We start from the raw sequence: 26506 nt of genomic DNA on the forward strand, positions 1-26506 counted from the left end.
AGTCACACCGGTGTCAGGAGTTCAGCCGTGCGCCCTTCCGATCTGCACCTGCCGCCGCGGCCGCGCGCTCCCGCACGGCGCCGCAGGCTGGGACAGCCGCGCGCGGCTGGCGCTGCCGCAGCGGGTAAGCTGCCGCCCGCCGGCCAGGAGGCCGGCAACAGGAGTTCCACCCACCAAGGAGACACGGACGACATGACCCAGAACTTTGCATCCCGACACCTCGACGACGCCCAGTGGGCCGCCGTCGACCAGGCCATCGACGGCTTGAACACGGCACTGGAGCCGCTGCTGGTGGCGCTGGCCTCCGAACAGCAACGGCGCGCGGTGAAGATGGGCGACGGCTCGGAGGCGTTCTGCCGGCAGGCGCTGGACGTCATCAGCGAGAACATCGCGCTGATGCCGCGCAACTTCGACGTCGACGAGATGCGCCGCGACCTGGCATCGCACGATGCGCTGCATGCGCGTGCGGTGCGGCTGACCCGGCTGATGGAAAAGGTGCACGACACCGATACGGCGCTGGGCAGCGATGCGATGGTCGCCGCGCTGGAGGGCTACGCCTTCCTCAAGGCCGCCGGCAAGGGTGAAGGCGTCGACGCGCTGCGCAAATTGCTGGGCAAGCGATTCGACAACGGGCCGCGCAAGGTGGAGGTGGCAGCGGCAGCCGGGGCGTAAGCAGGCGTTGCGTTTGGATGGAGGGCCCCGCGTTGTTTGCGGGGCTTTTTTGTGGGGGTCTTGGGGGGTCCTGGAAGAACTCGCGGCTGAAGCTGCTCCTACCGGGCGGGGCGGGACGTGGGTGCGCGGGGGCTCTGCTAGGCTCCCCCAAACGTCGGGGGACATGCATGGGTTCGGGACATTCGCAGTTCGCCTTGTTGCGGCAGCGGCGCTTCGCGCCGTTCTTCGCGACGCAGTTGCTGGGCGCGTTCAACGACAACGTGTTCCGCAACGCGACGATCGTGCTGATCACCGCGCAGCTTGGCTTGAGCACGGCGCAGGCGTCGCTGTATACGAATCTCGCGCCGGCGTTGTTCATCCTGCCGTTCTTCCTGTTCTCGGCGCTGGCAGGGCAGCTGGCGGAGAAGTACGAGAAGACGCGCCTGATCCGCTGGATCAAGCTGTTCGAGATCGGGGCGATGGCGGTGGCGGCGTGGGGGTTCTACGCGCACCACGCCAGCCTGCTGCTGGTGGTGCTGTTTTTGATGGGGCTGCACTCGACGATGTTCGGGCCGATCAAGTACTCGATCCTGCCCCAGGCGTTGCACCCGGAGGAACTGGTCGGCGGCAACGGGCTGGTCGAAACCGGGACCGCGCTGGCGATCCTGTTCGGGATGATCCTCGGCGGCAGCCTGATGCTGTCGCCCGCGCACGGGCCGACGTACGCGTCCATCGCGGTGCTGGCGATCGCGGTGGCGGGCTACCTGGCCAGCCGCGCGATCCCGCCGGCACCGGCGACGGCACCGACGCTGCGGATCCGCTGGAACCTGGCGGCCGAAACCTGGCACATCCTCAGGCTGTGCACGCGCCAGCGCGCGGTGTTCAACTCGGTGCTCGGTATTTCCTGGTTCTGGTTCTTCGGCACCGCGCTCACCGCGCAGTTGCCGGTGTACGCGCAGGTCAACCTCGGCGGCGGCAGCGCGCTGTTCCTGCTCGCGCTCGGGGTGTTCTCGATCGGCACCGGCATCGGCTCGCTGCTGTGCGAGAAGTTGTCCGGGCGCACGGTGGAGATCGGACTGGTGCCGCTGGGCGCGCTGGGCATCAGTGCGTTCGTGCTGGACCTTTACTGCGCGCGGCCGGGCGCGGCGCCGGTGGCGGGACTGGATGTCGCCGGCTTCCTGCACGCGCATGGCAGCCTGCGGATCCTGTTCGACCTGCTGATGATCGGGACCTTCGGCGGGTTCTTCCTGGTTCCCCTGTTCGCGCTGGTGCAGAGCCGCACGCCCAAGGCCGAACTGTCGCGGGTGATCGCCGGCAACAACATCCTCAACGCCTTGTTGATCGTTGCCGCGGCGGCGTGCGGGATCGCCGCGCAACAGCTGCTGCACTGGAGCATCCCGACGTTCTTCCTGGCGCTGGCGATTGCCAATGCCGTCGTGGCGCTCTACATCTTCACCCTGGTGCCGGAATTCCTGATGCGCTTCCTCAGCTGGCTGCTTGTGAAGTCGCTGTACCGTCTGCGCGTGGACGGCATCGCCCATGTTCCCGACGAAGGCCCGGCCCTGGTGGTGTGCAACCACGTCAGCTACATGGATGCGCTGATCCTGGCCGGCGCGATCCCGCGGCCGGTGCGGTTCGTGATGTATTACCGGATCTTCAACATCCCGGTGATGCGCTGGATCTTCCGCACCGCCAAGGCGATCCCGATCGCCGGTGCGCGCGAGGATCCGGCGTTGATGCAGCGCGCGTTCGACGAGATCGGGGCGGCGTTGGACGCGGGCGAAGTCGTCGGCATCTTCCCCGAGGGCGCGCTGACGCGCGACGGCGCGATCGGTGCATTCAAGTCCGGCGTCGAGCGCGTGCTCGCGGCGCATCCGGTCCCGGTGGTGCCGATGGCGCTGTGCGGGATGTGGGCCAGCATGTGGAGCCGGCGCGGCGATGCCGCCGCCAGCGGGCGGCTGGGGAGGATGCGGTTGCCGCGGCGGTTCCGCGCCGATGTCGCGGTGGTTGTGGACGCCCCGGTCGACGGTCGGGTGGCGACGGCGGACAGCCTGGAGGCCCAGGTGCGCACGCTGCGCGGCAATCGCGAATGAGGTGCGGGACGCGCCCGTCGCAGTGACCGCACGGCGCCGTTGCGGCGCCGGCGAAGGGCAACGGTTGCCGCCGCCCGAACGGCGCGCCAGCGGCTGCTAACATCGCCGCGGGGACGCTGGCCACGCCAGCACGACATCAACGGGAGACGCATGAATACCGTGTCGCAGGAAAACATTCCGAACCATCTGGTGTGGGCGATCCTGGCCACGCTGTTCTGCTGCCTGCCACTGGGCATCGTGTCGATCGTGTATGCGGCCAAGGTCGATGGCCTGCGCCTGGCCGGCAATCTCGAAGGTGCGCGCGAGATGTCGCACAAGGCGAAGATGTGGGCGATCTGGTCGGCGTTGTCGGGCCCGATCCTGCTCGCCATCTGGATCATCTTCTTCGGCGGGCTGATGGGGCTGGGCGCGCTGAGTGGCAATTACTGATTCCGCACGCACGGCATTGGCGGCGGTAGCCACCGGCAGCGCAATGCATGCGCTGCCGGCCGCCAGTTCGCCGGCCGTGCATGCACGGTGGCGCCGGATCGCGCCGACATTGCTGCTTGCGCTCGGTGGCACGGCGACGGCTTGGCTGTTGTCGCGGGTGGATCCCAATGCCCCGGGCAACCTGCTGCCGCCGTGTCCGCTGCATGCGCTGACCGGCCTCTACTGCCCCGGTTGCGGCAGCACGCGCGCGCTCCATGCCTTGTTGCAGGGCGACGTCCCGGGTGCGCTGGCGATGAATCCGTTGCTCGTGGTCGCGTTGCCGGTGCTGGCGGCGATGGCGCTCAATGCGGCCGGCTGGCAACCGGCCGGTGCGCAGCGGCTGTGGCGCGCGCTGGGGCGTCCGTTGCCGTGGCTGGTCGTATTGCTCGGCTATGCGGTGCTGCGCAACCTGCCCTGGGCGCCGTTCGGATGGCTTGCGCCCGGCTGAGCAAAGCGTCGCCTGCGGCGGGGCGTCAGCCGACCCAGCCGGCGATCACGAACAACGCCAGCGCCACCAGCCACAACAGCAGGATCCGCCAGACCAGGCTCATCGCGTCGCGCAGTTCGGGCAGCTCGCCCATCACCGCCACCAGCGCGCCGGGAGCGGCGAGGCCGTCGTCGGCGTAGTCCATCGCTTCGTCGGCCAGTTCGGTGCGCACGCTGGCGCGCCCGGCGGCGGCAAGGAAAGCGGCATCCATCTGCAGGCTGGCGCCGCCATTGTCCTTCCAGGCGCCGACGACGGTGTCGAAATCACCCACCAGCGCCAGCGCGAACGTCATCAACTGCGCGACCGGCCAGTCCAGCACCGCGAGCAGCGCGCGCGCGCCGGTGCGCGCCTGCGGCGGCAGGTCGGCGACGTCCTCTTCGCAGGCCAGCGCCGTGAGCCGGTACAGCAGCGCGCCGAACGCACCGAGCAGCAGGAACCAGAACAGCACGCCGAACCACCGCCGCTGCGCATTGCGGAACACCGCTTCCACCAAGGCCGGTGGATCGAGCGTGGCCGGCACGCCCGGCGGCAGCAGGCGTGCGGCCGCGATGCGGCGGGCCGCGGCATCGGGGGCATCGACGATCGCCTGCACGTCCAGGTCGAGGTCGCGCTGACCCCAGGCGTGGAACAGCACGACGATCGCGAACACCAGCCCGGCCAGGCCAAGCAACGGCTTGTGCAGGGACCACTGGAACAGCAACACCAGCAGCAGCGGCGGCAACAGGGCGAAGGCGATCCCGAAGCGGCCGCGCCAGGCGCCGTCGGCAGGGAATCGGGCATCGAGCCAGCGTAACCAGCCGCGATACCAGCCGAAGTCACGCGCCGACGACGCGAGGCCCGGCGCGAGGTGGCCCAGCACCAGCGCGATCACGACGGCAATCAGGGTCAGCGACATGCCCGGATTGTACGCACTGGACCGTGTGCCGACGGTGCGGCGGGCCGGCGCGCAGGACGGTCGGCGTCAACCGCCTTGGAACGCCGTTTTGCGCCAGCCCCTGGTCGAAGCTGGCGCGGGGTTCCGGCGCCGGGGTCAATCGCCGCCGTACTCCTGGAACCATTGCTCCACCAGCCAGCGTGCGATCGAGACCGGCGGCGTCACGATGATGCCGGCTTCGTCGTCGCGCAACGGCACATCCGGATCGCGCCGCAGTGCGGTGCGGATCTGCGCGGCGGTGAACCAGCGCGCGTCTTCGAGCTCGTCGCCGACCACCGGTTCATCCGGCGCGGCGTGGGCCATGAAACCGAGCATCAGCGATCCGGGGAACGGCCACGGTTGCGAAGCCAGGTAGCGGCAGGCGTGCACGCGCACACCGGACTCCTCGAAAACCTCGCGCGCCACCGTCTGCTCGAGCGACTCGCCCGGTTCGACGAAACCGGCGAGCACCGAATACCGCCGCGCCGGCCACGGCGATTGACGCCCGAGCAACAACCGGCGGCCGTCGGTGACCGCGGCGATGATCGCCTGGTCGGTGCGTGGGTAGTGCTCGCTGGCGCACTGGCGGCAACGGCCGAGCCAACCGGCGCGGACGAAATCGACCTCGCCGCCGCAGGCGCCGCAGTAACGCTGGCGCGCGTGCCAGTGCAGCAGGGCCCGGGCCTGGGCGAAGACCGTCGCGTCGACCACCGGCCACAGCGCCGCCGCACTGCGCAGGTCGACGCGTTGCGGTGCGTCGATGGCCACGGTGGCCGCGCGCGCGGCGAACCAGGCACGCCCGTCGCGCAGGCCGAGGAAGACGGCCGCGGCCGGGATCCCGACCACGTCGCGCCCCAGGGGTGCCTGCAGCTGCCGGTCGGCGTCGGCGAGCGCGCGGCCGTCGTCGTCGAGCAGGATGACGCGCGCCTGCGGCCAGAGCGATGCCAGTGCATCGGCGTCGTCGCGCAGGTGGTCGGCGCGATCGAGCGCGCCATCGACGTAAGCGAACGGATGGACGACGGGGGCTGGTTTCACACCGTGAACGACGAACCGCAGCCGCAGGTCGTCTTCGCGTTCGGATTGCGGATCACGAATTGCGCGCCCTGCAGGCTCTCGCTGTAATCGACTTCGGCGCCCATCAGGTATTGCAGGCTCAAGGGATCGACCAGCAGGGTGACCTCGTCGGTCATGATCGCCAGGTCGTCCTCGCCTTGCTGTTCGTCGAACTCGAACCCGTACTGGAAGCCCGAACAGCCACCGCCCTGGATGTACACGCGCAGCTTGAGCGCCGGATTGCCTTCCTCGGCGATCAGCTCGCGCACCTTGGCCGCGGCGGCCGCGCTGAATTCGAGCGGGCGCTGCAGCGACGGAGGGTCGGGGAGGGAGTCGCTCGCCGATGACGCCGGAGCGGAGGTTTGGGAAGTCATCGCCACAGGATGGGGCGCGCGGCGGGGCGATTCAACCACGGGGAAGCTGCCAGGGTCATCCCTGGATGGCGGTAGCCCGGATAAGCGCAGCGCATGCGGGGTTTCTGGTGCTCGGGGCGAGATGCGCGCTCCGGAATGCGAGGGACCCAATCGTGCTTGGGATCAATGTGCCACACGCCCCGGGTTCGCTGCGCTTACCCGGGCTACGGGCGCATGCATCCCCATGGCCCCGGGTGCGGCGCACTTACCCGGGCGACGGGACCGGGCTTGCCCGGCTTCCGGGGGGCCTCACTCGGCTGCGCCGTTGGCCTCGCCCGGCCTGGCGGTCGCTTCGGCCCAGGTGAACGACTGCTCCACTGCCGCGCCGCCTTCGGGTTGCAGTCGCACCACGAGCCGCACCGGCTGCAGGCCGGCGGGCAGCAGGATGTCGCCTTCGACCTGCTGGAAATACTTGAACGAATAAGCCAGCGGCGCCGGCTGCGGTTGCTGGCGCAGGCGTGCCCAGTCGAGCTTCTGCAGGCGACCGTCACGGCTGCCTTCCAGCGACAGCGTCAGGCCGCCGCGGTTGACGGCGCCGCGGTTGAGGTTCTGGGTGAGCGTGGCGGTGAAATGCCAGGCCTGTCCGCCCTGGCGCGCCAGGTGCAACTGGTGCACGTTGAGCCCGCGCCGCTGCGCGGTGCTGCCGACAAACCTGGCATAGAACGCGACATCCGAGCGCAGCCCGGCGATCTCCTCGTCGCGCTCGGCAAGCGTGCCCTGCAGGTCGCGGTTGGCCTCGCGGCTGATCTGGTCCGAACGCGCCAACGTGGCCACCCGTTGCTCGAGGGCCGCGATCCGCTCCTGCTGCGCCTGCCGCAGCGCGCGCGTGTCCCCAGGCAGCGGCGACAGCACGCGCCACAGACCCCAGCCGCCGAAGGCGAGCGCGGCCAGGAAGACCGCGATCAGGGCGTAGGCCACGCCGTGGCCGTGGCCATGACCAAGATGCGCCAGCTCGGACGCGCCGCCCGCGGAGTGTCGCGGGCCGGGCGGCGGCTGCGCGCGCGCCGGTTCCGGTGACGCTGCGGACGGTTCGGTCATCGGGCCGGTATAGCCAGCCGCTTCGGCCCGCGTCAAGCCAGCCGGCGGTGGACCCGCGGTTTCCCTTGGCAGGTCTAGACTGCGGCGGCGACCGCGCGGTCGCGGTCGGGAACGGGCGATGACGCATCCACAACTGTTCGCGCTCGGCGTGCTGCTGGCCTGGCTGGCCGGGATCCGCGTCTACCTGACGGTCTTCGGTGTCGGCCTGGCCGGCGCGCTGGGCTGGCTGGACCTGCCGCCGGCGCTGCAGGCGGCGCAATCGCCCTGGGTCCTCGGCGTGGCCGGTGGCCTGGCGGCGGTGGAGTTCTTCGCCGACAAGATCCCGGGCGTGGATTCGGGCTGGGACCTGCTGCACACGCTGCTGCGGGTGCCGGCGGGCGCCTTCCTCGCCGCGGCCACGCTGTCGGCCGACGGCCATCTGGGTGCGGGCATGCTCGCCACCGGTGCGGGCGTGGCGCTGGCCAGCCACGCGCTGAAGTCGGGTACGCGCCTGGTGCTCAATACCTCGCCCGAACCGGTCAGCAACTGGATGGCGTCGGGGACGGAGGACGCTCTGGTCGTCGGCGGCCTGGCGCTGGCGTTGCTGCATCCCTGGCTCGCCCTCGGCGGCGCGGTCGCCATCAGCGTGGCGCTCGCGGTCGCGGTGGCATGGCTGTGGCGGCGCCTGGTCGGCGGATTGCGTGGCGGTCCGCGCCGGTAACACCCGCCGGGCCGCGACGGGCCGCGGGGGTGAGTCGCTGGCCGCCATCGCTGACCGTTTCGGTATGCCGATTGCGTGGATCACCATTGCGTGCATGACCTAAGCCCCGGGCGCGGTTGTCGATCGGCGCCTATCTTGAGGACGCCATGACGTCATCCCTGCTGTCGGCCACCGCTTCCGATTCCCAGGCGGAGGTGGGTGCGCGGGTGCGCGCGGAATTTCCGCCTCCCCATTACTGGCGACGCTGGACCGCCGACGCCAGCGGCGCCGATCCCATTGCCCCTTCGACCCGCACGGACGACCCAGTGACCGCCCCGAAACGACACCCCGCGCCCGACGCCGCGATGCACGGCATGCCCGGTGATCCCGCGCCTGCCCAGGGCGACGAGCCGCCCTACCGCGTGCTGGTGGTGGAAGACGACCCCAGCCAGGCACTGTTCGCCGAAAGCGTGCTGCGCGGCGCCGGGATCCAGACCCATGGCGTGCGCGTCTCGGGCGAAGTGATGGCGGCGATGGCGGACTTCCAGCCTGACCTGGTGCTGATGGACCTGCACATGCCCGGCATCAGCGGCACCGAACTGACCGCGATGATCCGCGCCCACCAGGATTACGCGCTGACGCCGATCGTGTTCCTCACCGGCGACAACGATCCTGAAAAGCAGTTCGAGGCACTGGAAAGCGGCGCCGACGACTTCCTCGGCAAACCGATCCGGCCACGCCACCTGATGGCCGCCGTCTACAGCCGGGTCAAGCGCGCGCGCCTGCTCCACCGCCAGCGCGGCGCCGACGCCGCGCGACATCCGGTGAGCGGCCTGTACCACCGCGCGCACGTGCTGCAATCCATCGCCGCGGCCATCGCGGCGCAGGCGTCCGGCGCCGCGCTGTTCGTCGAGATCCAGGCCGCGAACCTGCTGCGCGAGCGCTATGGCTATGCGGGCTTCGAGCAGCTGATGAACGACGCCGGCCGCCGGCTCGCGCAGGCGGCCGGCCACCATCCCTGCGCGCGGTTGAACGACAACGCATTCCTGGTGTTTGCCGCCGGCGCCGGCGCCGATGCCAGACCGCCGCTGGCCACGCGCCTGCGTGACGGCCTGCGCCAGCTTCCGTTCGAACTTGGCGGCACGCCCCAGCACCTGGATGCGGCGCTGGGCCATGGCGAAGTCCTCGATGCCAGCGATCCGGTCGACCTGCTGGACGCGCTCGAACAGGCCGCGCGGCAGGCACGCACCGAGCCGGCCCGGATCGCCGCGCGGGTTCCGCGGTCGCTGCCGTCCGACAGCCAGGTGCAACTGGCCGACGCCCTCCGCGCCGCCCTGCAGGATGGCGGCCTGGAGCTTGCGTTCCAGCCCGTGGTCGCGGTGGCCGGCGGCGAGGAGGCGCAGTTCCAGGCGTTGCTGCGCATGCACGCCGATGATGGCTCACTGCATCGCGCCGGCGCCCTGGTGCCGGCAGCCGAAGCGGCGGGATTGATGCCCGACGTCGACCGCTGGGTGCTGGAGCAGGCCCTGGACCTGATGCGGCGGCGGCGCGAGGAAGGCCGTCCGCTGCGCCTGTTCGTCTCGCAGTCCCCGCGCACGCTGTCGCGCGACCTGCACGCGCCCTGGCTGGTGGACCTGCTTGCGCGCCTCGAATTGCCCGGCCCGTCGCTGGTGATCGACCTGCGCCTGGAGGATGCGCTGCTGCACTCGGTGACGCTGCGCCACTTCAGCGAACAGGTGCTCGCCGCCGGCGTTCAGCTTTGCCTGAGCCAGTATGCGCATGGCCCGGACGCCGATGCATTGCTGGAGCAGTTGTCGCTGGGGTATCTTCGCCTGTCGCCACGATACTCCGATGCGCATGCCGATCCGGCCCTGCGCGACGAGTTGCGTGGCGTCATCGACCGCGCACACCGGCTGGGCCTGCAGGTCATCGGCCCGCAGGTGGAACATGCGCAGAGCGCGGCGATGCTGTGGATGAGCGGGATCGACTTGATCCAGGGGAATCTGGTCCAGCAGGCGGATGACGCGCTTGATTTCGACTTCCAGCACGCGGTGCTCTAGCCGGCAGCGTCCTCGATGAACGACGACGCGCACCGCGTGCCGTCGCAGGTGCCCCGCTGGCTGGCGCTCGCCGCGGCCGGTGGCGCCACGCTGGCACTGGCGATGGAAACCTGGGGTATCGCCGGCCCGTGGAAGAACATCGCGCTGTTGCTGGCGGCACTGGCGGTCCTTGCGATCGCGGTCTTCGTGCTGGCCGCGCGGCGCCGCGAGAAGGTGTGGCTGCAGACCGACGCGCGCGCGCGCCGCGGGGAAGCCACGGTCGACCAGTTGCAGCGCGAAATCGACCGCCATACGCAACTGGAGCAGCAGTTGCTGCTGGCCAAGCAGGCGGCCGAGTCGGCGGTGTTGGCCAAGGGCGAGTTCCTGGCCACCATGAGCCACGAGATTCGCACGCCACTCAACGGCATCGTGCCGATGCTCGACCTGCTGATGCATGCGCGGCTGGCGCCCGACCACCACGAACTGGTCCGCACCGCGCTGGCGTCTTCGCACCAGTTGCTGCGCATCGTCGACGACATCCTCGACTACTCCAAGCTCGAGGCGGACAAGCTCGAACTGGAAACCACCGCCTTCAACCTGCGCGAGTTGATGGAATCGGTGATCCAGCTGATGGAGCGCGCCGCCGACTCCAAAGGCCTGCGCCTGAACCTGCAGATCGACCCGGCAGTGCGGCTGCCGGTGCGCGGCGATCCGGTGCGGCTGCGCCAGGTGCTGGGCAACCTGGTCGGCAACGCGGTGAAGTTCACCGAGCGCGGCACGGTCACGGTGACCGTGCGCCGGGTCGGGGAAACCGGAACCCAGCACCAGTTGCATTTCGAGGTGCGCGATACCGGCATCGGCATTTCGGCCGAGGCGCAGGCACGGCTGTTCCATGCCTTCAGCCAGGCCGATGCGTCGACCACGCGCCTGTATGGCGGCACCGGCCTGGGACTGGCGATCTGCAAGCGGATCGTCGACCTGATGGGCGGCCGCATCGAGGTGCAGTCCGAAGCTGGCCGCGGCGCCACCTTCTCCTTCGACGTTCCACTGCTCAAGGTGCAGGGCGACATGCCGGCGCGCGAGCTGTCCTTCGATGGCGGGCGGCTGCTGCTGCTCAGCGCCGACGCGCGCCTGCGCACGCGCCTGAACATGCTGCTGCCCAACTGGGGGCTGCGCATCACCCTGGTCGAGAACACCCAGGAAGCGCTCGACCGGCTGCGCGCTGCCGCGACCCAGGGCCCTCCCTGGGCCTACAGCGTCGTGCTCGCCGACCTGGCCGGGATGCGCAACACGGCGCTGGCGCTGCACCGCAACCTCGAGCGCCACGCGGTCTATGGCGAAGTGCGGCTGGTCTGCCTGTATGGCGACGAGCCGGTACCGGACGAGCTGCGCCGCAACGTGACGCTGCTCAGCCGCCAGGCCCCCGACCCCGCGCTGCGCGAAGCACTCACCAGCAAGCCCGCGGCGCCCGCGCCGGTGGCGGTCGCGGTGGCGGAGCCGGGCGAGGGCGGCAGCGACGGCAAGAGCTCGGTCCACAGCGCGCGCGTGCTGCTGGTCGAGGACAACCCGGTGAACCTGATGGTCGGCCAGCGCCTGCTCAGCGTGCTGGGCGTGGATTGCGACACGGCCCAGAACGGCGAGGTCGCGCTGCTGCGGATGTCGGGCTCGCGCTACGACCTGGTGCTGATGGATTGCCAGATGCCGGTGGTCGACGGCTACACCGCGACCCGCCGCTGGCGCGAAGCCGAGGACGCCGCCGGCGACGGCAACCATCTGCCGATCATCGCCATGACCGCCAACGCGATGGCCGGCGATCGCCAGAAATGCCTGGATGCGGGGATGGACGATTACCTCGCCAAGCCGGTCACCCGTGCCGAGCTCGAGCGCTGCCTGCATCGCTGGTGGCGGCCCAGGGCGCAGGACATGCACCCGCTGGCGCGGCCCTTGCCCGGCACCGGAAGCGCGCCCGCGCCCGAACCCCAGCCCGCCCCGCCGGCTGCGGCGGTGCCCGAGGCACCGATCCGCTCGCCCGCCGAAGCCGTGGGCGGCGCGGTGGACAATGGCGCCCATGCCCGCACACCGGAGCCGGATGCCAGCGCAGCCGCCGCGGTCGCGATGCCAGGCACGGCCACGCGGAGCAACGACCCGGTGCTGGACCAGGCCATCCTGGGCGAACTGCGTTCGGTGCTCGGCGCCGAGCTGGACAAGCTGATCGCCCTGTTCCTCGACGACACTCCACTGCTGCTGGCGCGGCTGGAGGCCGCTGCGCTTGCGCCTGACTTCAATGAACTGCGCGAGGCCGCGCATTCGCTCAAGTCCTCCAGCGCCAACCTCGGTGCGATGGCGCTGTCGGCGGCGGCCAAGCGGGTGGAACTTGGCGCGCGCATGCTGACGCTGGACCGGCCCGCCGTGGCGGTGGCGCTGATCGCCTCGGAGTTCGCGCACGCCCGCCGGGCCCTGCTTGCGTCGGCCGACGCGCCCGCAGCGGGCGCGCGTCCGTCGGATTCACTGCCGGTCTAGGACGCGCGTCGGCGGCGTGCGGGGCCCCGCATGGCGAGGACCATCCGCGAACGCGATGCCAGCCGGCCAGCGGCACCATGGCGAATGTTCTTGGCGACCCTGGCGAGGTCCCCGCCAGGCGTGTCGCCGGCAGCCCTGTATGGACGCTGCAGGGCGGACCGCGACGCGTGTCAGCCTTCGATCTTCATCGACAGGTAGTTCTGCTCGCCGACGCGCGCGATCAATGCCAGCTGGGTTTCCAGCCAGTCGATGTGCTCTTCCTCGGAATCGAGGATGTCGGTGAACAGCTTGCGGCTGACAGGGTCGCCGACGGCCTCGCAATGCGCGATCGCGATGCGCAGCGTCGGCAACGCCTCCAGCTCCAGCGCCAGGTCGCATTCGAGCAGTTCGCGCGGGTTCTCGCCGATGCGCAGCTTGCCAAGCGCCTGGAAGTTCGGCAGCCCGTCCAGGAACAGGATCCGCTCGGCGAGCCTGTCGGCATGCTTCATCTCGTCGATCGATTCCTTGTACTCGTGCTCGGCCAGTTCCTTCAGGCCCCAGTTCTTCAGCATCTTGGCGTGCAGGAAGTACTGGTTGATCGCGGTAAGCTCGTTGTAAAGCGCCTTGTTGAGGTGCTCGATGACCTGCGGATCGCCTTTCATGGCCGTGGTCCTTGCGGTGGGGATCGAGCGATCCTAGCGCCGCCTGCGGCCTGGTGCCGGAACGCGAATCGGGCGCATCCGGCGCCGGCGGCCAACGCGCAGCGCCTCAGGCGGCGTGCGAAAGCACCGGCAGCGGCAGTGGCTTGCCGGCATGGACCTCTTCCAGCAACTGCGTCGCCATGCCGATGCAACTGCCGCAGGTGGCTCCGCAGCCCGTGCGCATGGTCAGCTCGGACATGGTCCGGCAGCCAGCTTCGGCGACTTCGCGGATCTGGCGTTCGCTGACGCCGTTGCACAGGCACACGTACACGGGCGGGACTCTCCGGGGCGGGACGCCGCCCTCGGGCGACCGCGGGAATTTTGGCCCCAGATGCGAATGAGTGTCAATTCGCCCCGGGCGACCGGTTCAGCCCTGCCCGCCTTCGGTCGGCTTGCCCCCGGCGACGGCCAGCGCGGGCAGCCCGGCCACGGCGCGCACGCCCCGGCTCCTGGGTCCCGGCGTCCATGCCGCGGTTGCCGGGGCCGGAATGGCCTTGGCGCCAGCGATCTGGCGCGCGAACGGCGCCAGGTGCCGCAACGCGCTGGCATACACGCCGCGCTTGAACATCACCACGTGGTCGAGCGGATACCAGAAATCGACCCAGCGCCAGTGATCGAATTCGGGTGTATCGGTCAGGTCCAGCTTCAGGTCGCCCTCGCTGCCGTTGAACTGCAGCAGGAACCACACCTGCTTCTGGCCGATGCACACCAGCCGGTCGTGGCGCCGGATCGCGCGTTGCGGCAGCCGGTAGCGCAGCCATCCAGGCGTCACCCCGAGGACCGCGACGTGATCGGGCTCGAGCCCGGTTTCCTCGCGCAGCTCGCGGTACATCGCCTCCAGCGGCGTCTCGTCGGTGTTCATCCCGCCCTGCGGGAACTGCCACCCGTCACGCCGCACGCGCCGCGCCCAGAACACGCGGCCGTCGGGATGCATCAAAACGATGCCGACATTGGGTCGGTAACCGTCCGGATCGATCACGATGCGGACTCCAAGGGATTGACTTACGTCACTGTCCCCGACTCTGCCATGCGTGGCGTGAGCGGACAAGCACGTCGGGACGCGATTGACGCCGGCGTCACCGACATGGACAATTCGCGGTTCGCCGCGCTGCGCGGCCGCCGTGGCTATGTAGCTCAGCCGGTTAGAGCACAGCACTCATAATGCTGGGGTCGGTGGTTCGAGTCCACCCATAGCCACCATCCTGCGTCCGCAACGGCCCGCGCCTTGGACATCTTCAAGACCTTCACCATCGAAGCCGCGCACCGGTTGCCGCACGTGCCGCCCGGGCACAAGTGCGCGCGGCTGCACGGGCATTCGTTCCGGATCGAATTGCAGGTGTCAGGCGAAGTGGGCCAGGACAGCGGCTGGGTCATGGACTTCGGCGACATCACGTCGGCATTCCGGCCGCTGTACGAGCAGCTGGACCATCATTACCTCAATGACATCGCCGGCCTGGACAACCCGACCAGCGAGCGGCTGGCGATGTGGGTCTGGGATCGCCTGAAGCCCACCCTGCCCTTGCTGGCGGCGGTGGTGGTGCACGAGACCTGCACCTCGGGCTGCCGCCATACCGGGTCGTAAGCGGCCAGATCCGCGCCGAATCGCGGCCAAGGCACTGATTTACAACGGATACTGAACACGGCGGTGGAGCCAGCGCAATCGATGTTGCAATGCAGCATCCGCGGGTCTATGCTGCGACGCACAAAACCGGCATTCCCTGCCGGACATCCGCAGGAGACCCGCCATGAACCAGTTCAATACCGAGCAGTTCAGCCAGTTCAACGACCAGTTCGCGTCGGCCACGCGCCAGTTCGCCGACACCGCCGGCCAGGTCAGCCGCCTGGCCCTGGGCAACGCCGAGCAGGTCTTCGGCCTGCAGCTGGCCGCGATCGAGCAGAACGTCAACGCCACCTTCGCCTTCTGGGGCGAGCTGGCCGAAGCGCGCGACCTCGACGGCCTCAAGACCCTGTGGCCGAAGGGGGTGCAGGTGGCCCGCCAGAACGTCGAGCGTGCGATCAGCACCGGCCAGGACGTCATCGGCCGCACGGTCAAGACCAACGAGGCGATCGGCGAGATCGCCAAGGGCCAGTTCGAGCGCGCCACCGCGCAGGCCAAGCAGGCCGCCGGCAACGCGACCGAGCAGGCCGAAGCGCAGTTCACCAAGGCCGCCTCCAAGGCAGCCAAGTAAGACAAGCGGCTCTCTCTCCGCATTTGACCCGGCGACGCGAGTCGCCGGGTTTTTTTTTGCCCGCGGCAACGGCCGGGCTGGCTGCGTAAGAGCTGGAGGCAACGAAGGCATCGTGCCGCCGCAAATGCGGGGTGTTCACGCCTGGGCGCGCAGGATCGCAGGCCTGCCGACACGGGAGCAACGCGCATGAGCAGGCTCGACTCAGACGACCGCGACGATCTCGGCCGTGGCCAATTCGCATTCCCCAAGCAACGCAAGGAACCGCTGGAAGATGCCGAACACGTCCGCAACGCGATCGCGCGCTTCGACCAGGTCAAGGGCGTGAGCGACGAGGAGCGTGACGAAGCCTGGAAACGGATCCGGGCGGCCGCGAAGAAGTTCGACGTCGATGTCAGCGAGAAGAGCTGGCACGAGCTGGGCAAGCACCCGCACTGAGCGGGCCCACCGGCGGCCCGCCGCTAGAGGCCCTTCGCCGCCTGCGCCACCGCGCGGAACAGCGCACGGCCCTTGCTCATCGTCTCTTCCCATTCCTTCCCGGGATCGGAGTCATGGACGATGCCCGCGCCGGCCTGCACGTGCAGCTTGCCGTCCTGGATCACCGCGGTGCGGATCGCGATCGCGGTGTCGGCGTCGCCGTGCCAGCCGATGTAGCCGATGCTGCCGGCGTAGACGTTGCGCTTGATCGGTTCGAGCTCACGGATGACTTCCAGCGCGCGGATCTTCGGCGCGCCGCTGACGGTACCGGCGGGGAACGTCGCCCTTAGTACGTCGGCATAGCCCAACCCCCGCTTCAGCGTGCCGGTGACTTCGCTGACGATATGCATGACGTGGCTGTAGCGTTCGATCACGAAGCGCTCGCCCACCTGCACCGTGCCCGGCGCGCTGACGTGACCGACGTCGTTGCGCCCCAGGTCGATCAGCATCAGGTGCTCGGCGCGCTCCTTCGGGTCGGCGAGCAGTTCGGCTTCCAGCGCGAGGTCTTCTTCCGGCGTGCGCCCGCGTGGGCGGGTGCCGGCGATGGGGCGCACGGTGACGATGCCGCGGCCTTCGGCGTCGTGCTGCAGCCGCACCAGGATTTCCGGCGACGAGCCGACGACCTGCATGTCGCCGACATCGAGGAAGTACATGTAAGGCGAGGGATTGAGCGCGCGCAACGCCCGATACACATCCACCGGCCGCGCATGGAACGGCACGCTCAGGCGCTGCGACAGCACCACTTGGAAGACGTCGCCGGAGGCGATGTAGTCCTTCGACTTTTCGACCGCCGCGATGAAGCCCTCGCGGGTGAAGCCGGAGACGAAATGGCTTTCGTCCAGCGCTTCGGGCAGCAGCGTCTCCGGATAGCCCGCGCCGGCATGGCGCAGGCGGTGGGTGAGTTCGTCCAGCCGGCGGTTGGCGCGCGCCCAGGCCTGCGGCTCGCGCGGATCGGCGTGCACGACCAGGTACAGCCGGCCCTTGAGGTTGTCGAACACCGCGACTTCCTCGCTGAGCATCAGCAGGATGTCGGGCGTGCCGAGTTCGTCGGGCTTGGTGCCGCGCGCCAGCCGCGGCTCGATGTAGCCGATGCATTCGAAGCCGAACCAGCCGACCAGCCCGCCGGAGAACCCGGGAAGATCATCGAGCCGGGGCACCGAGAATTGCGTGCGCAGGCGCTCGACTTCGGCGAACGGATCGTCCACGTCGCGCGCCTCGACCAGCTCGCCGTGCTCGCTGACGTAAAGGGTATGGCCGGCGAAGGCATACACGCGCCTGGCCGGCAGGCCGATGATCGAATAGCGCCCGAAGCGTTCCCCGCCTTCGACCGATTCGAACAGGTAGGTGTGCGGCCCGTCGGCGAGTTTCAGGTAGACCGACAGCGGCGTGTCGAGGTCCGACAACACCTGGCGCACGACCGGGATGCGGGTGTGGCCCTCAGCCGCGTGGCGCTCGAACGCCTGCTGCGCAGGGCTGGTGGACGATGGCGAAGACGAAATCACGCGGGCATTCCTTCAGGGACGGGGCAGGCGCTGCAGCAGTCGATGGCCGGCATCGCCAACCGCCGCCGGCGGGGAAGGAACACGTGGAAGGATGCGGTCGCATGGGGCGCCACTGTAGCGGCTTCGTGGCGACCACGCATGCCACCGCACGCGGTGCCGAAGTCACGCGATTGTCACCGTCGATCCGGACAATGGAACGTCATCGCAGGGATGAAACGCGGAACAGGGACGGTCCAACCAGGACCGATGTCGCCAAGGTGACATCGGTCCTTTCTTTGTGGCCTGCGTCGCCGTCTCCTTGCCCGGCTCAACGCGTGGCCGCGACCGCCTGTTTCATCTGCGCGATCACCTGCGCGTAATCGGGATGGCCGAAGATCGCCGAGCCGGCGACGAAGGTGTCGGCACCGGCCTGCGCGATCGCGCCGATGTTGTCGGGTTTCACGCCGCCATCGATCTCCAGCCGGATGACGCGCCCGTCGCGGCCCGCGCAGGCGCGATCGATCATCCCGCGCACCTGTTGCAGTTTCTCCAGCGTGGATGGAATGAACGACTGCCCGCCGAAGCCTGGATTGACGCTCATCAGCAACACCAGGTCGAGGTCCTCGAGCACCCAGTCGAGCACGTCGACCGGGGTCGCCGGATTGAGCACCAGCCCGGCGCGGCAGCCCACCGCCTTGATCAACTGGATCGTGCGATGCACGTGGCGGCTGGCCTCGGGGTGGAAGCTGATGTCGGTGGCGCCGGCCTTGGCGAAGTCGGGAATGATCCGGTCCACCGGCTCGACCATCAAGTGCACGTCGATCGGCGCGGTCACGCCGTGTTTGCGCAGCGCCTCGCACACCATCGGCCCGATGGTGAGGTTGGGCACGTAGTGGTTGTCCATCACGTCGAAATGCACCCAGTCGGCGCCGGCGGCGAGCACGTCGTCGACCTCCTGCCCGAGGCGCGCGAAATCGGCGGACAGGATCGAGGGGGCGATGACGGTCGGTTGCATGGCGGTCCTGTGCAGGTCAGCGGCGTGGCGGCGGCGATTGTCGCAGCCGGCGGATGCGGTCGTAAGCGGTATTGATGGTGCGGGTCTGGCGCTCGGCGTCCTCGCGTTCGGCGGCATCGCGGGCACGATCGGGATGGAAGCGCGCCAGCAGCCGGCGCCGGGCCCGCTCGATGTCGCGGTCGTCGGCATCGGCCGACAGGCCCAGCACCCGGTAAGGATCGTCGGCATCGCGCCGGCGACGGCCGCCGAACCAGCCGGCATCGAAGGCGTGCCCCAGCAGCAGCCCGATCAGCGCGCCGAGCAGCGGTTGCGCGCGCACCAGCAGCAGGCCCGCAAGCACGCCGACCACGGTGCCGATCCAGGGCTTGCGCGGCTCGTCCACCCGGCCAGTTTACAGGCCACCCCTCGCGCCGCCGTCGCGGCCGGTACACTAGTCGACCCTCGGCTGTTCGGCTGGACCGCGCGTGGCGACGACGACGACACATCCATTGCGACCCTACCTGCTCGAGTCCGACCTGCCGGGCCTGGCGCTGCGTCATCGCGGCAAGGTGCGCGACGTGTTCGAACTTCCGGCCGGCACCAGCGAAGCCGCCGGACGCGGCGCCGAGCCGCTGCTGCTGATCGTCGCCACCGACCGCCTGAGCGCGTTCGACGTCGTCCTTCCCGACCCGATCCCGGGCAAGGGCGAGATGCTGTGCCAGATCAGCAATTTCTGGTTCGGCCAGACCGCGCACCTGGTCCCCAACCACCTGACCGGGATCGATGTCGCCGGCGTGCTGCCGCCCGGCGTGGATGCATCGCTGTATGCAAAGCGTGCGGTGGTGACCAAGAAGCTCAAGCCGGTGCCGGTGGAAGCGATCGCGCGCGGCTACCTCATCGGCAGCGGCTGGAAGGACTACCAACGCACCGGGCGCGTGAGCGGCATCACCCTGCCCGACGGCCTGCAACAGGCCGAGCAACTGCCGCAACCGATCTTCACCCCCTCGACGAAGGCCGCGGTCGGCGACCACGACGAGAACATCGACTTCGATACCATGGTGCGCGCGATCGGCGCCGACCTCGCCGAGCAGGTGCGCGACGCGACGCTGCGCCTGTACGCGTTCGCGCGCGACTACGCGGCGCAGCGCGGCATCATCCTGGCCGACACCAAGTTCGAATTCGGCACCGATGCCGACGGCCGCCTGTACGTGATGGACGAGATGCTGACGCCGGATTCCTCGCGCTACTGGCCGGCGGATGAGTACGAGATCGGCACCAGCCCGCCGAGCTTCGACAAGCAGTTCGTGCGCGACTACCTGGAAACGCTGGACTGGACCAAGACCGCTCCCGGCCCACGCCTGCCGGCCGAGGTGATCGAGCGCACGCGCGCCAAATACGCCGAAGCGTTGCAGCGGCTGGCGGGGATATCGGTCGACTGACGGGCGCCTATCGCGCGCCGTTCCTTCTCGCTCCGGAGAAGGTGCCCGAAGCGCGGATGAGGCAGCGATGATTTTCCTTCTCCCTCCGGGAGAAGGTGCCCGAAGGGCGGATGAGGGCGCGCTTCCGATGACTCGCCCGAAGGCGATGCGCCAACCCAGCCGTCACCGCGGAGTCCGGCCGCCCACGGCCGATCAAGCCGCGGTGCGCTACGCTTGCCCCGCTGCGCATTGCCGCGAACAAAAGTTCGATCGACCATGAACACCACTGCTTCCGAACGCCCGATCGACCGCTGGTTCGCCCATTACTCGGACGACCACCGCAACGACACCAACCAGTGGATCCACGTCTTCGCGGTGCCCGCGATCCTGTGGAGCGCGATCGGGATGCTGTGGTGCATCCCGGTGGTCGGCAGCTGGTTCCGGCCCGGGCTGTGGGCGGCGCTGGCGATGTTCTTCGCCTGGAGCTTCTACTTCCGCGCCTCGCGTCGGCTCGGCACCGGCATGCTGGCGGTCTTCGTCGCGCTGACCTGGGCGACGCGCTGGCTGCACGACACCTTGGGGACGCCGCAGTTGTTGTGGCTGTCGGCCGGCGTGTTCGTGCTCGCCTGGATCGCGCAGTTCGTCGGCCACCGGATCGAAGGCCGCAAGCCGAGCTTCCTTACCGACCTGACCTACCTGCTGATTGGTCCGGCGTGGGTGTTGGCAAAGCTGTATCGCAAGCTCGGATGGTCGTACTGAAGCCTCCGGCGATTGGCCCCTGAAGCCGTCGCCGCGCTAGCCGCGCTCGAACATCCCGGCGGTCGGCGCGAAGCCGCGTGGCCCATAGCCGAACGCACGCTGCGCCGGCGCCGGGTCGAACACCAGGTCCTCGCGCAGGCGCCCGACGACCGCATCGCCGACGCCGCGCGCCAGGCCGATCCCACGGGCGGCATGCACCGCCGTTTCGAACACCGGCGCCGGCACTTCGATCAGGGCCGGACGCGCGGGCAAGGCGCGGAGCACGCGTGCGACCATGTCGCGATAGGCGATGGTTTCGCCACCAGGCAAGTCGTAGGCATGGCCGGCGGCGGCCTCCACGTCGCACGCCTGCAGCGCCGCCGCCGCGAGGTCGTCGACATGCACCGGCTGGCGCAGGCCGATCGCGCCCGCGGGCAGGACGAAGCCATGCCATCGCCGCGCGAAGGTCGCGATCCGGGTCAGGGTCTGGTCGCGACCGGCGCCATACACGAGCGTCGGACGCAACACCGTCGCGGCGGCTCCGCGCCGACGCGCCGCGGCGAACACCACCCGCTCGCCCTCGGCCAGGCGCGCGGCCAGGCTGCGTTCGCGCGGATCGACCGAGTCCGACTTGACCTCCAGGCTGGTCGAGCCGAAGGCCACCACGCGTGGCGAGGTCACGGTCGAGTTGGCATACCAGCGCGCGAAGTGGTCGAGCGGCCCGCAGCTGAAGATCGCGTCGACCGCCACCGGCAACCGCTCCACCCGCGACAGGTCACCGCGCAGCCAGCGCACGCAGGTGTCGTCGACCTGTGCATCGCGCGAGACCGCCAGCACCCTCCAGCCGCCCTGCCGCAGGCGTTGCAGCAACGGCGCACCGATCTGGCCGCTGCCGCCGAACACGAGTGCGCTGCGCACCCGCGGATCGGCCGCCGTGGTCGCCGGCGTCGCGCTCACTGGCCGATCGCGAACAGCGGCGCGTTGATCCATAGGTGCACCAGCACGCTGGCGGCGTAGCCGAGCGCGATCGCCCAAGTCCACTTGAGGTGGCCGAAGAAGGTGTACTGGCCGCGCGCCTGTCCCATCAGCGCAACCCCGGCCGCGGAACCCACCGATAGCAGGCTGCCGCCGACACCCGCGGTCAGCGTCACCAGCAGCCATTGCCCGTGGCTCATGTCGGGATTCATCTGCAGCACCGCGACCATCATCGGGATGTTGTCCAGTACCGCCGACATCAGTCCCACCAGGACATTGGCCGTGGTCGGGCCAAGCACGCCGTAGAAATGGTGCGACGCCACCGCGAGGTAGCCGCAGAAGCCCAATGCGCCGACGCACATGATCACGCCGAAGAAGAACAGCAACGTGTCCCATTCCGCGCGCGCGACCTGCTCGTAGCTGTCGAACGAATCGATTTCGCCGGGCGCGCCTTCGTCCTCGAACCCGGCCAGCGCCAGCTGGCGGTTGCTCGCCTGCAGGCGCCAACCGTAGAGCTTGAGCAGCGCCAGCCCGGTCATCATGCCCAGGAAGGGCGGCAGCCCCAGCGCACTGTGGAAGCTGACCGCCAGCAGGATCGTCACCACGAACAGCGCGATGATCGGGATGGCGCCGCGCTTCATGCCGACGCCCGCATCCTCGCTGGTGGGTGATCCCTTGGGCACGGCGAAGTACATCAGCAGCGCCGGCACGACCCAATTGACCAGCGACGGCAGGAACAGGTCGAAGAACTCGGTGAACGTGACCAGGCCCTTCTGCCACACCATCAGCGTGGTGATGTCGCCGAAGGGACTGAAGGCGCCACCGGCATTGGCGGCGACCACGATGCTGATGCACCCCAGCGAGATGAAGCGCGCATTGCCGGCGCCCACCGACATCAGCACCGCGCACAGCACCAGCGCCGTGGTCAGGTTGTCCAGCACCGGCGACAGCACGAACGCCAGCGCGCCGGTGATCCAGTACAAGGCGCGGTAGCCCAGCCTGTGGCGCAGCAGCCAGCTGCGCAACGCCTCGAAGACGTTGCGCTCGCTCATTGCGTTGACATAGGTCATCGCCGCCAGCAGGAACAGCAGCAGCTCCGCGTATTCCAACAGGTAGGTCCCCACCGCCGCATGCGCCGCTTCCGGCATGCCCGCGCGCGTCGTCACCGCCGCCAGCAAGGCCCAGATCGCCCCTGCGGCCAGCATCACCGGCTGCGATTTGCGCAGGTGGGTGAATTCCTCCAGCACCACCATGATGTAGGCAAGCACGAACACGACGATGGCCGTATAGCCCGCCCAGTGGCCGGTCAGGTCCACGGACGCCGCCGGGGCCGCCGCCCACGCCGAGGGAGCGGTCGCGAGGAGCACGGCGGCCAGGATGCCGGCGCTGGCCCGGGGTGCAATGTGCATGGGTGTTCGCTCCGCAGCCAAACCCGGGCGATCCGGTTGCGCCGGCACCGGCGGCAGGCGCCGGTGATGGCGACGGCCGGCAATGCTCAGGAGCAGCCTTCCGTGTAATCGATCGCCGGCGACTGGCCGACGCGCCACGCGGTGACCTTGCCGTCGGCGCCGGTCTCGAAGATCAGCGCACTGCCGCTGTCGTCATCGGCGCTCACGCGCAGGTCGACGCCGCCGGGCACGTACTTGGCGGGCTGCTCGCGCACGCGGCCGTCGTAGAGCTTGCGGATCTGGTCGATGCCCATGCCGACCTTGCCGCCGCCGGGCGCGGTTTCGGCGTCGGTGGCGACGTCGTAACGCACCAGCTTGTCGCCTTCGATCATCAGCTTGAGCGCTTTCGGCGCCGCGGGATCGAGCGCCACCTGCTGGCAGCTGCTGCCCGCGGCGGGCGCCGCGATCTTTAGCGGTCCCTTCCAGGTTTCGTGGAGTTCCTTGGAGTTCATGCCGAACTTCAGGTCGCCATAACCCTTGAACGTCGGCGTGCGATCCACGGCAGCGGGTGCGGGCGCGGCAATCGTCGCCGACGCGGTGGCCGTAGATGCCGCCGACGCGGGGGCTTGCGTGGTCGATGCGACGGGCTCGGCCTGGCGATCGCAGGCGCCGAGGGCCAGTGCGGCGAGGGTGGAGACGATCAGGACGGGGACCAAAGGCGTGCGGCGCATCGAAACCTCCAGGCGGGAAACCGTCGAGCCTACCGCGAATGGCGTGTCGCTGCCGGCTCAGCCCGGCGCGCGGAAGTGCTTGCGCAGGCCGGCCCAGCAGGTCTGATAGTCGCGCTGCCGGTGCGCGGCGTCGATCGCCTGCGCGGTCGGACGGATCACCGCGCGCGACTCGAACATGAAGGCCATGGTGTCGGTGACGACGTCGGGCTTGGACAGCTCGGCGTTGCTCGCCTTCTCGAACGTTGCCGCGTCGGGCCCATGCCCGGTCATGCAGTTGTGCAGCGAAGCGCCGCCTGGCGCGAAGCCTTCGGCCTTGGCGTCGTACTGGCCATGGATCAGGCCCATGAATTCGCTGGCCACGTTGCGGTGGAACCACGGCGGCCGGAAGGTGTCCTGCGCCACCAGCCAGCGCGGCGGGAAGATCACGAAGTCCATGTTGCCAACGCCCGCGGTATCGCTGGGCGAGGTGAGCACCAGGAAGATCGACGGATCGGGATGGTCGAAGCTGATCGAGCCGATGGTGTTGAAGCGGCGCAGGTCGTACTTGTACGGCGCGTCGTTGCCGTGCCAGGCGACGACGTCCAGCGGCGAGTGGCCGATGTCGGCGCGCCACAAGTGGCCCTGGAACTTGGCGACCAGCTCGAACGCGCCCTCGCGATCCTCGAACGCCGCGTTGGGCGCGAGGAAGTCGCGCGGGTTGGCCAGGCCGTTGCTGCCGATCGGCCCCAGGTCGGGCAGCCGCAGCAATGCGCCGAAGTTCTCGCAGACGTAGCCACGCGCGCTGCCATCGGGAAGGGCGACGCGGAAGCGGATGCCGCGCGGGATGACAGCGATTTCCTGCGGCTCGACATCGAGCACGCCGAGCTCAGTCTCGATGTGCAGCCGGCCCTGCTGCGGGACGATCAGCAGTTCGCCGTCGGCGTCATGGAAGAAGCGGTCGTGCATGTCGCGGTTGGCCGCATACAGGTGCACGCCGATGCCGTGCAATGCGGCGGGGGAACCATTGCCGGCCATGGTGAACAGGCCGTCGATGAAGTCGACCTGCGCGCCATTGCCATCGGCGCCCGGCAGGGGCAGCGGATTCCAGCGCAGCTGGTCGGGCGTGACCGGGCCGTCGCCGAAATCGTTGTGGAAACGTGGTTTCGCGCCGGGGGCGTCGGCCAGCAGCGAGAACGTGCCGTGCATCGCCGCAGGACGGATGCGATACAGCCAGCTGCGCCGGTTCTCGCTGCGCGGCGCGGTGAACGCCGTGCCCGACAACTGCTCCGCGTACAGGCCATGGGCGACACGCTGCGGCGAATTGCGCCCGACCGGCAGGGTGCCGGCGATCGCTTCGGTCGCGAAGTGGTTGCCGAAACCGGATTGATAGCCGTTGCTGTGGATGGTCATGGAAGCTGGCCTTGCTTAAAGCCCCTCTCCCGGCGGGAGAGGGGTTGGGGTGAGGGTCCGGCGATCGGCGAAGCTCCAGATCGCCTGCAACACCGCGTCGGTCTGCTGCAGCACATCGTGGCTCCAGAACCGGATGACGCTCAATCCTCGGCTTTCCAGAAATTGCGTGCGCACTGCATCGGAGTCCGGCGTGTGCTGCGAGCCATCCAGTTCGATGACAAGCTTCAGAGTTTCGCAGTAGAAGTCGACAACGTAGGGATGGATCGGATGCTGACGCCGAAACTTATGGCCATTCAAGCGGCCTGCGCGCAGGTGCTGCCAGAGTGCGCGCTCGGCATCGGTCGAGCAGACGCGCAAGGCGCGGGCGAAGTCACGGCTCCTGGTTGGCAATGGTGGTTTTGGCATCGGCCGATCCCGGACCCTCACCCCAACCCCTCTCCCGGCGGGAGAGGGGCTCGCGCGAAGCCTCGTTGCATTGCTCCGGAGCGACTTCGACAAGCGACTACAGCACCCCGCGCTTGATCTGGTCGCGCTCGATGCTTTCGAACAGCGCCTGGAAGTTGCCTTCGCCGAAACCTTCGTTGCCCTTGCGCTGGATGATCTCGAAGAAGATCGGGCCGATCGCGTTGGTGGTGAAGATCTGCAGCAGCTTGCGCTGCTTGGTCTCGGCGTCGGCATCGATCAGGATCTTGTTGCGCGCCAGCCGCGCGACGTCCTCGCCGTGGTTGGGCACGCGCTGGTCGATGACCTCGAAATACGTGTCCGGCGTGTCGAGGAATTCGATCCCCGCCTCGCGCATCTTCTCCACCGTGGCGTAGATGTCGTCGGTGAAGCAGGCGATGTGCTGGATGCCCTCGCCCTGGTAGGCGTCGAGGTATTCGTTGATCTGCGATTTCGGATCGCTGGATTCGTTGAGCGGGATGCGCACCACGCCATCGGGCGCGGTCATCGCCTTGGACACCAGCCCGGTCTTGGCGCCCTTGATGTCGAAGTAGCGGATCTCGCGGAAGTTGAACAGCCGCTCGTAGTAGTCCGACCACTTCTGCATGTTGCCGAAGTAGAGGTTGTGGGTGAGATGGTCGATGAAGGTCAATCCGAAGCCCTTCGGCCGCGGATCGGCGCCCTGCACCGGCAGGTAATCGGCGTACACCGCCTCGTGCCTGCGGCGGTCGATGAGGTACAGCATGCAGTCGCCGATGCCCTTGACCACCGGGGCGTCGACGGCTTTGGTCTCCGGCTTGTGGTCGATCGCCTCGCCGCCATTGGCCAGCACCGCCTTGCAGACATCGTCGGCGGGCTTGCGGAAACGGATGCCGAAGCCGCAGGCGCTCGGGCCGTGGGCACGGGCGAAGTCGGCGGCGAAGGAATCCGGATCCTCGTTGAGCAGGAAGTTGACCTCGCCCTGGCGGTAGACGGTGATCGACCGGGTCCTGTGCTGCAGCACCGCGCTGAAACCCATGCGCGTGAAGTAGTCGCGCAACTGCTCGCCCTGGCCTTCGGGCGCGGCGAACTCGACGAATTCGAAGCCGTCGATCCCCATCGGGTTGTCGAAGGTCGTCGGTTGCATGCCCAGGTTGGGCTGGCGGTCGGTGGTGGCGTCTGCTTGCGCGCTCATGGCGGGTCCTTTGGTGCGGCGCGGCTTGCGCGGGTGGGATCGCACGTTATAGTTTCAGCTGAAACCATTTGCAAGGCGCG

The 26506-nt window shown here is 69.1% G+C and carries 28 protein-coding genes and 1 tRNA gene; 13 read left to right on the forward strand and 16 right to left on the reverse strand.

The annotated features are described in order from the left end of the window. Positions 1-192 precede the first annotated feature (192 nt). The 4 genes from G7B67_RS07450 (at position 193) to G7B67_RS07465 (ending at position 3660) form a co-directional block, all read left to right on the forward strand. Positions 193-672 carry a hypothetical protein gene (locus tag G7B67_RS07450; RefSeq protein ID WP_207780888.1) on the forward strand — a complete coding sequence of 160 codons (480 nt, stop codon included), beginning with the start codon at positions 193-195 and terminating at the stop codon, positions 670-672. A 167-nt stretch (positions 673-839) separates the two neighbouring features. Continuing rightward, entirely contained in the window at positions 840-2744 is a 1905-nt protein-coding gene (locus tag G7B67_RS07455; RefSeq protein WP_166210274.1) for an MFS transporter, read from the forward strand. A 150-nt stretch (positions 2745-2894) separates the two neighbouring features. Further along, the gene (locus tag G7B67_RS07460) at positions 2895-3173 is read left to right on the forward strand and encodes a CD225/dispanin family protein (RefSeq protein ID WP_166210277.1); all 279 of its coding nucleotides are present in this window, start codon (positions 2895-2897) and stop codon (positions 3171-3173) included. Positions 3174-3216: 43 nt separating this feature from the next. Beyond that, complete coding sequence (locus G7B67_RS07465) at positions 3217-3660, forward strand: DUF2752 domain-containing protein (RefSeq protein WP_166210458.1); 444 nt, start codon at positions 3217-3219, stop codon at positions 3658-3660. Between the two features lie 25 nt (positions 3661-3685). Here the strand turns inward: G7B67_RS07465 and G7B67_RS07470 are convergent, their stop codons facing one another. The 4 genes from G7B67_RS07470 to G7B67_RS07485 form a co-directional block, all read right to left on the reverse strand. Next, entirely contained in the window at positions 3686-4594 is a 909-nt protein-coding gene (locus tag G7B67_RS07470; protein ID WP_166210280.1) for a hypothetical protein, read from the reverse strand. Between the two features lie 135 nt (positions 4595-4729). Then, positions 4730-5647 carry an NAD(+) diphosphatase gene (nudC, locus tag G7B67_RS07475; RefSeq protein WP_166210283.1) on the reverse strand — a complete coding sequence of 306 codons (918 nt, stop codon included), beginning with the start codon at positions 5645-5647 and terminating at the stop codon, positions 4730-4732. After that, the gene (gene erpA / locus G7B67_RS07480) at positions 5644-6039 is read right to left on the reverse strand and encodes an iron-sulfur cluster insertion protein ErpA (RefSeq protein WP_166210286.1); all 396 of its coding nucleotides are present in this window, start codon (positions 6037-6039) and stop codon (positions 5644-5646) included. The genes nudC and erpA overlap by 4 nt, the downstream gene beginning before the upstream one ends. 288 nt (positions 6040-6327) lie before the next feature. Further along, entirely contained in the window at positions 6328-7116 is a 789-nt protein-coding gene (locus G7B67_RS07485; RefSeq protein ID WP_243412290.1) for a DUF6776 family protein, read from the reverse strand. A gap of 118 nt (positions 7117-7234) precedes the next feature. Between G7B67_RS07485 and G7B67_RS07490 the strand changes: the two genes are divergently transcribed. The 3 genes from G7B67_RS07490 to G7B67_RS07500 all read left to right on the forward strand — a co-directional run bounded on the left by G7B67_RS07490 (position 7235) and on the right by G7B67_RS07500 (position 12354). Continuing rightward, positions 7235-7816 carry a DUF4126 domain-containing protein gene (locus G7B67_RS07490; RefSeq protein ID WP_166210289.1) on the forward strand — a complete coding sequence of 194 codons (582 nt, stop codon included), beginning with the start codon at positions 7235-7237 and terminating at the stop codon, positions 7814-7816. Between the two features lie 146 nt (positions 7817-7962). After that, a complete protein-coding gene (locus tag G7B67_RS07495; protein WP_166210292.1) occupies positions 7963-9855 on the forward strand; it encodes an EAL domain-containing protein in 1893 nt (630 codons plus the stop codon). Between the two features lie 15 nt (positions 9856-9870). Further along, entirely contained in the window at positions 9871-12354 is a 2484-nt protein-coding gene (locus tag G7B67_RS07500) for a hybrid sensor histidine kinase/response regulator (protein WP_166210295.1), read from the forward strand. Positions 12355-12524: 170 nt separating this feature from the next. Here the strand turns inward: G7B67_RS07500 and bfr are convergent, their stop codons facing one another. The 3 genes from bfr to G7B67_RS07515 form a co-directional block, all read right to left on the reverse strand. Then, positions 12525-12995 (reverse strand): bacterioferritin, encoded by a 471-nt coding sequence (bfr, locus tag G7B67_RS07505; RefSeq protein WP_166210298.1) that lies wholly within the window; start codon positions 12993-12995, stop codon positions 12525-12527. A gap of 106 nt (positions 12996-13101) precedes the next feature. Next, positions 13102-13305, reverse strand: a complete 204-nt coding sequence (locus G7B67_RS07510) for a (2Fe-2S)-binding protein (RefSeq protein WP_166210301.1) — start codon at positions 13303-13305, stop codon at positions 13102-13104. Positions 13306-13401: 96 nt separating this feature from the next. Beyond that, a complete protein-coding gene (locus tag G7B67_RS07515) occupies positions 13402-14013 on the reverse strand; it encodes an RNA pyrophosphohydrolase (RefSeq protein WP_166210304.1) in 612 nt (203 codons plus the stop codon). Positions 14014-14157: 144 nt separating this feature from the next. On the opposite strand from G7B67_RS07515, the gene G7B67_RS07520 reads away from it, so the two are divergent. The 4 genes from G7B67_RS07520 (at position 14158) to G7B67_RS07535 (ending at position 15658) form a co-directional block, all read left to right on the forward strand. Further along, positions 14158-14234, forward strand: a tRNA-Met gene (locus tag G7B67_RS07520). A gap of 25 nt (positions 14235-14259) precedes the next feature. Further along, positions 14260-14616, forward strand: a complete 357-nt coding sequence (queD, locus tag G7B67_RS07525) for a 6-carboxytetrahydropterin synthase QueD (RefSeq protein WP_166210307.1) — start codon at positions 14260-14262, stop codon at positions 14614-14616. Positions 14617-14779: 163 nt separating this feature from the next. Further along, the gene (locus tag G7B67_RS07530) at positions 14780-15223 is read left to right on the forward strand and encodes a phasin family protein (RefSeq protein ID WP_166210310.1); all 444 of its coding nucleotides are present in this window, start codon (positions 14780-14782) and stop codon (positions 15221-15223) included. A 186-nt stretch (positions 15224-15409) separates the two neighbouring features. Further along, entirely contained in the window at positions 15410-15658 is a 249-nt protein-coding gene (locus G7B67_RS07535; protein WP_166210313.1) for a DUF6582 domain-containing protein, read from the forward strand. A gap of 23 nt (positions 15659-15681) precedes the next feature. Here G7B67_RS07535 and trpE read toward each other — a convergent pair whose 3' ends face one another. The 3 genes from trpE to G7B67_RS07550 all read right to left on the reverse strand — a co-directional run bounded on the left by trpE (position 15682) and on the right by G7B67_RS07550 (position 18575). After that, positions 15682-17196, reverse strand: a complete 1515-nt coding sequence (trpE, locus tag G7B67_RS07540; RefSeq protein WP_166210464.1) for an anthranilate synthase component I — start codon at positions 17194-17196, stop codon at positions 15682-15684. A 310-nt stretch (positions 17197-17506) separates the two neighbouring features. Next, positions 17507-18193 carry a ribulose-phosphate 3-epimerase gene (rpe, locus tag G7B67_RS07545; protein ID WP_166210316.1) on the reverse strand — a complete coding sequence of 229 codons (687 nt, stop codon included), beginning with the start codon at positions 18191-18193 and terminating at the stop codon, positions 17507-17509. Between the two features lie 16 nt (positions 18194-18209). Continuing rightward, entirely contained in the window at positions 18210-18575 is a 366-nt protein-coding gene (locus G7B67_RS07550) for a J domain-containing protein (protein ID WP_166210319.1), read from the reverse strand. 106 nt (positions 18576-18681) lie between these two features. Here G7B67_RS07550 and G7B67_RS07555 point away from each other — a divergent pair, with 106 nt between their 5' ends. Both G7B67_RS07555 and G7B67_RS07560 read left to right on the forward strand, forming a co-directional pair. After that, entirely contained in the window at positions 18682-19611 is a 930-nt protein-coding gene (locus G7B67_RS07555) for a phosphoribosylaminoimidazolesuccinocarboxamide synthase (RefSeq protein ID WP_166210467.1), read from the forward strand. Between the two features lie 255 nt (positions 19612-19866). Beyond that, positions 19867-20349, forward strand: coding sequence for an Mpo1 family 2-hydroxy fatty acid dioxygenase (locus G7B67_RS07560; RefSeq protein WP_166210322.1), 483 nt, complete (start codon positions 19867-19869; stop codon positions 20347-20349). A 36-nt stretch (positions 20350-20385) separates the two neighbouring features. Here the strand turns inward: G7B67_RS07560 and G7B67_RS07565 are convergent, their stop codons facing one another. The 6 genes from G7B67_RS07565 to hppD form a co-directional block, all read right to left on the reverse strand. Further along, a complete protein-coding gene (locus G7B67_RS07565; protein ID WP_166210325.1) occupies positions 20386-21318 on the reverse strand; it encodes an NAD-dependent epimerase/dehydratase family protein in 933 nt (310 codons plus the stop codon). Further along, complete coding sequence (gene nhaD, locus G7B67_RS07570; protein WP_166210328.1) at positions 21282-22712, reverse strand: sodium:proton antiporter NhaD; 1431 nt, start codon at positions 22710-22712, stop codon at positions 21282-21284. Before nhaD ends, G7B67_RS07565 begins: the two co-directional genes overlap by 37 nt. A gap of 86 nt (positions 22713-22798) precedes the next feature. Beyond that, the gene (locus tag G7B67_RS07575) at positions 22799-23422 is read right to left on the reverse strand and encodes a lectin (RefSeq protein ID WP_166210331.1); all 624 of its coding nucleotides are present in this window, start codon (positions 23420-23422) and stop codon (positions 22799-22801) included. A 57-nt stretch (positions 23423-23479) separates the two neighbouring features. Continuing rightward, positions 23480-24811, reverse strand: a complete 1332-nt coding sequence (gene hmgA / locus G7B67_RS07580) for a homogentisate 1,2-dioxygenase (RefSeq protein ID WP_166210334.1) — start codon at positions 24809-24811, stop codon at positions 23480-23482. Positions 24812-24826: 15 nt separating this feature from the next. Next, a complete protein-coding gene (locus G7B67_RS07585) occupies positions 24827-25216 on the reverse strand; it encodes an endonuclease domain-containing protein (RefSeq protein ID WP_166210337.1) in 390 nt (129 codons plus the stop codon). A gap of 97 nt (positions 25217-25313) precedes the next feature. Further along, positions 25314-26426: a 4-hydroxyphenylpyruvate dioxygenase gene (gene hppD, locus G7B67_RS07590; protein WP_166210340.1), complete on the reverse strand. Its 1113-nt coding sequence runs from the start codon at positions 26424-26426 to the stop codon at positions 25314-25316. Positions 26427-26506 lie beyond the last annotated feature (80 nt).

The sequence above is a fragment of the Cognatiluteimonas telluris genome, from assembly GCF_011320095.1.
GTDB classification, from domain to species: Bacteria; Pseudomonadota; Gammaproteobacteria; order Xanthomonadales; family Xanthomonadaceae; genus Cognatiluteimonas; species Cognatiluteimonas telluris.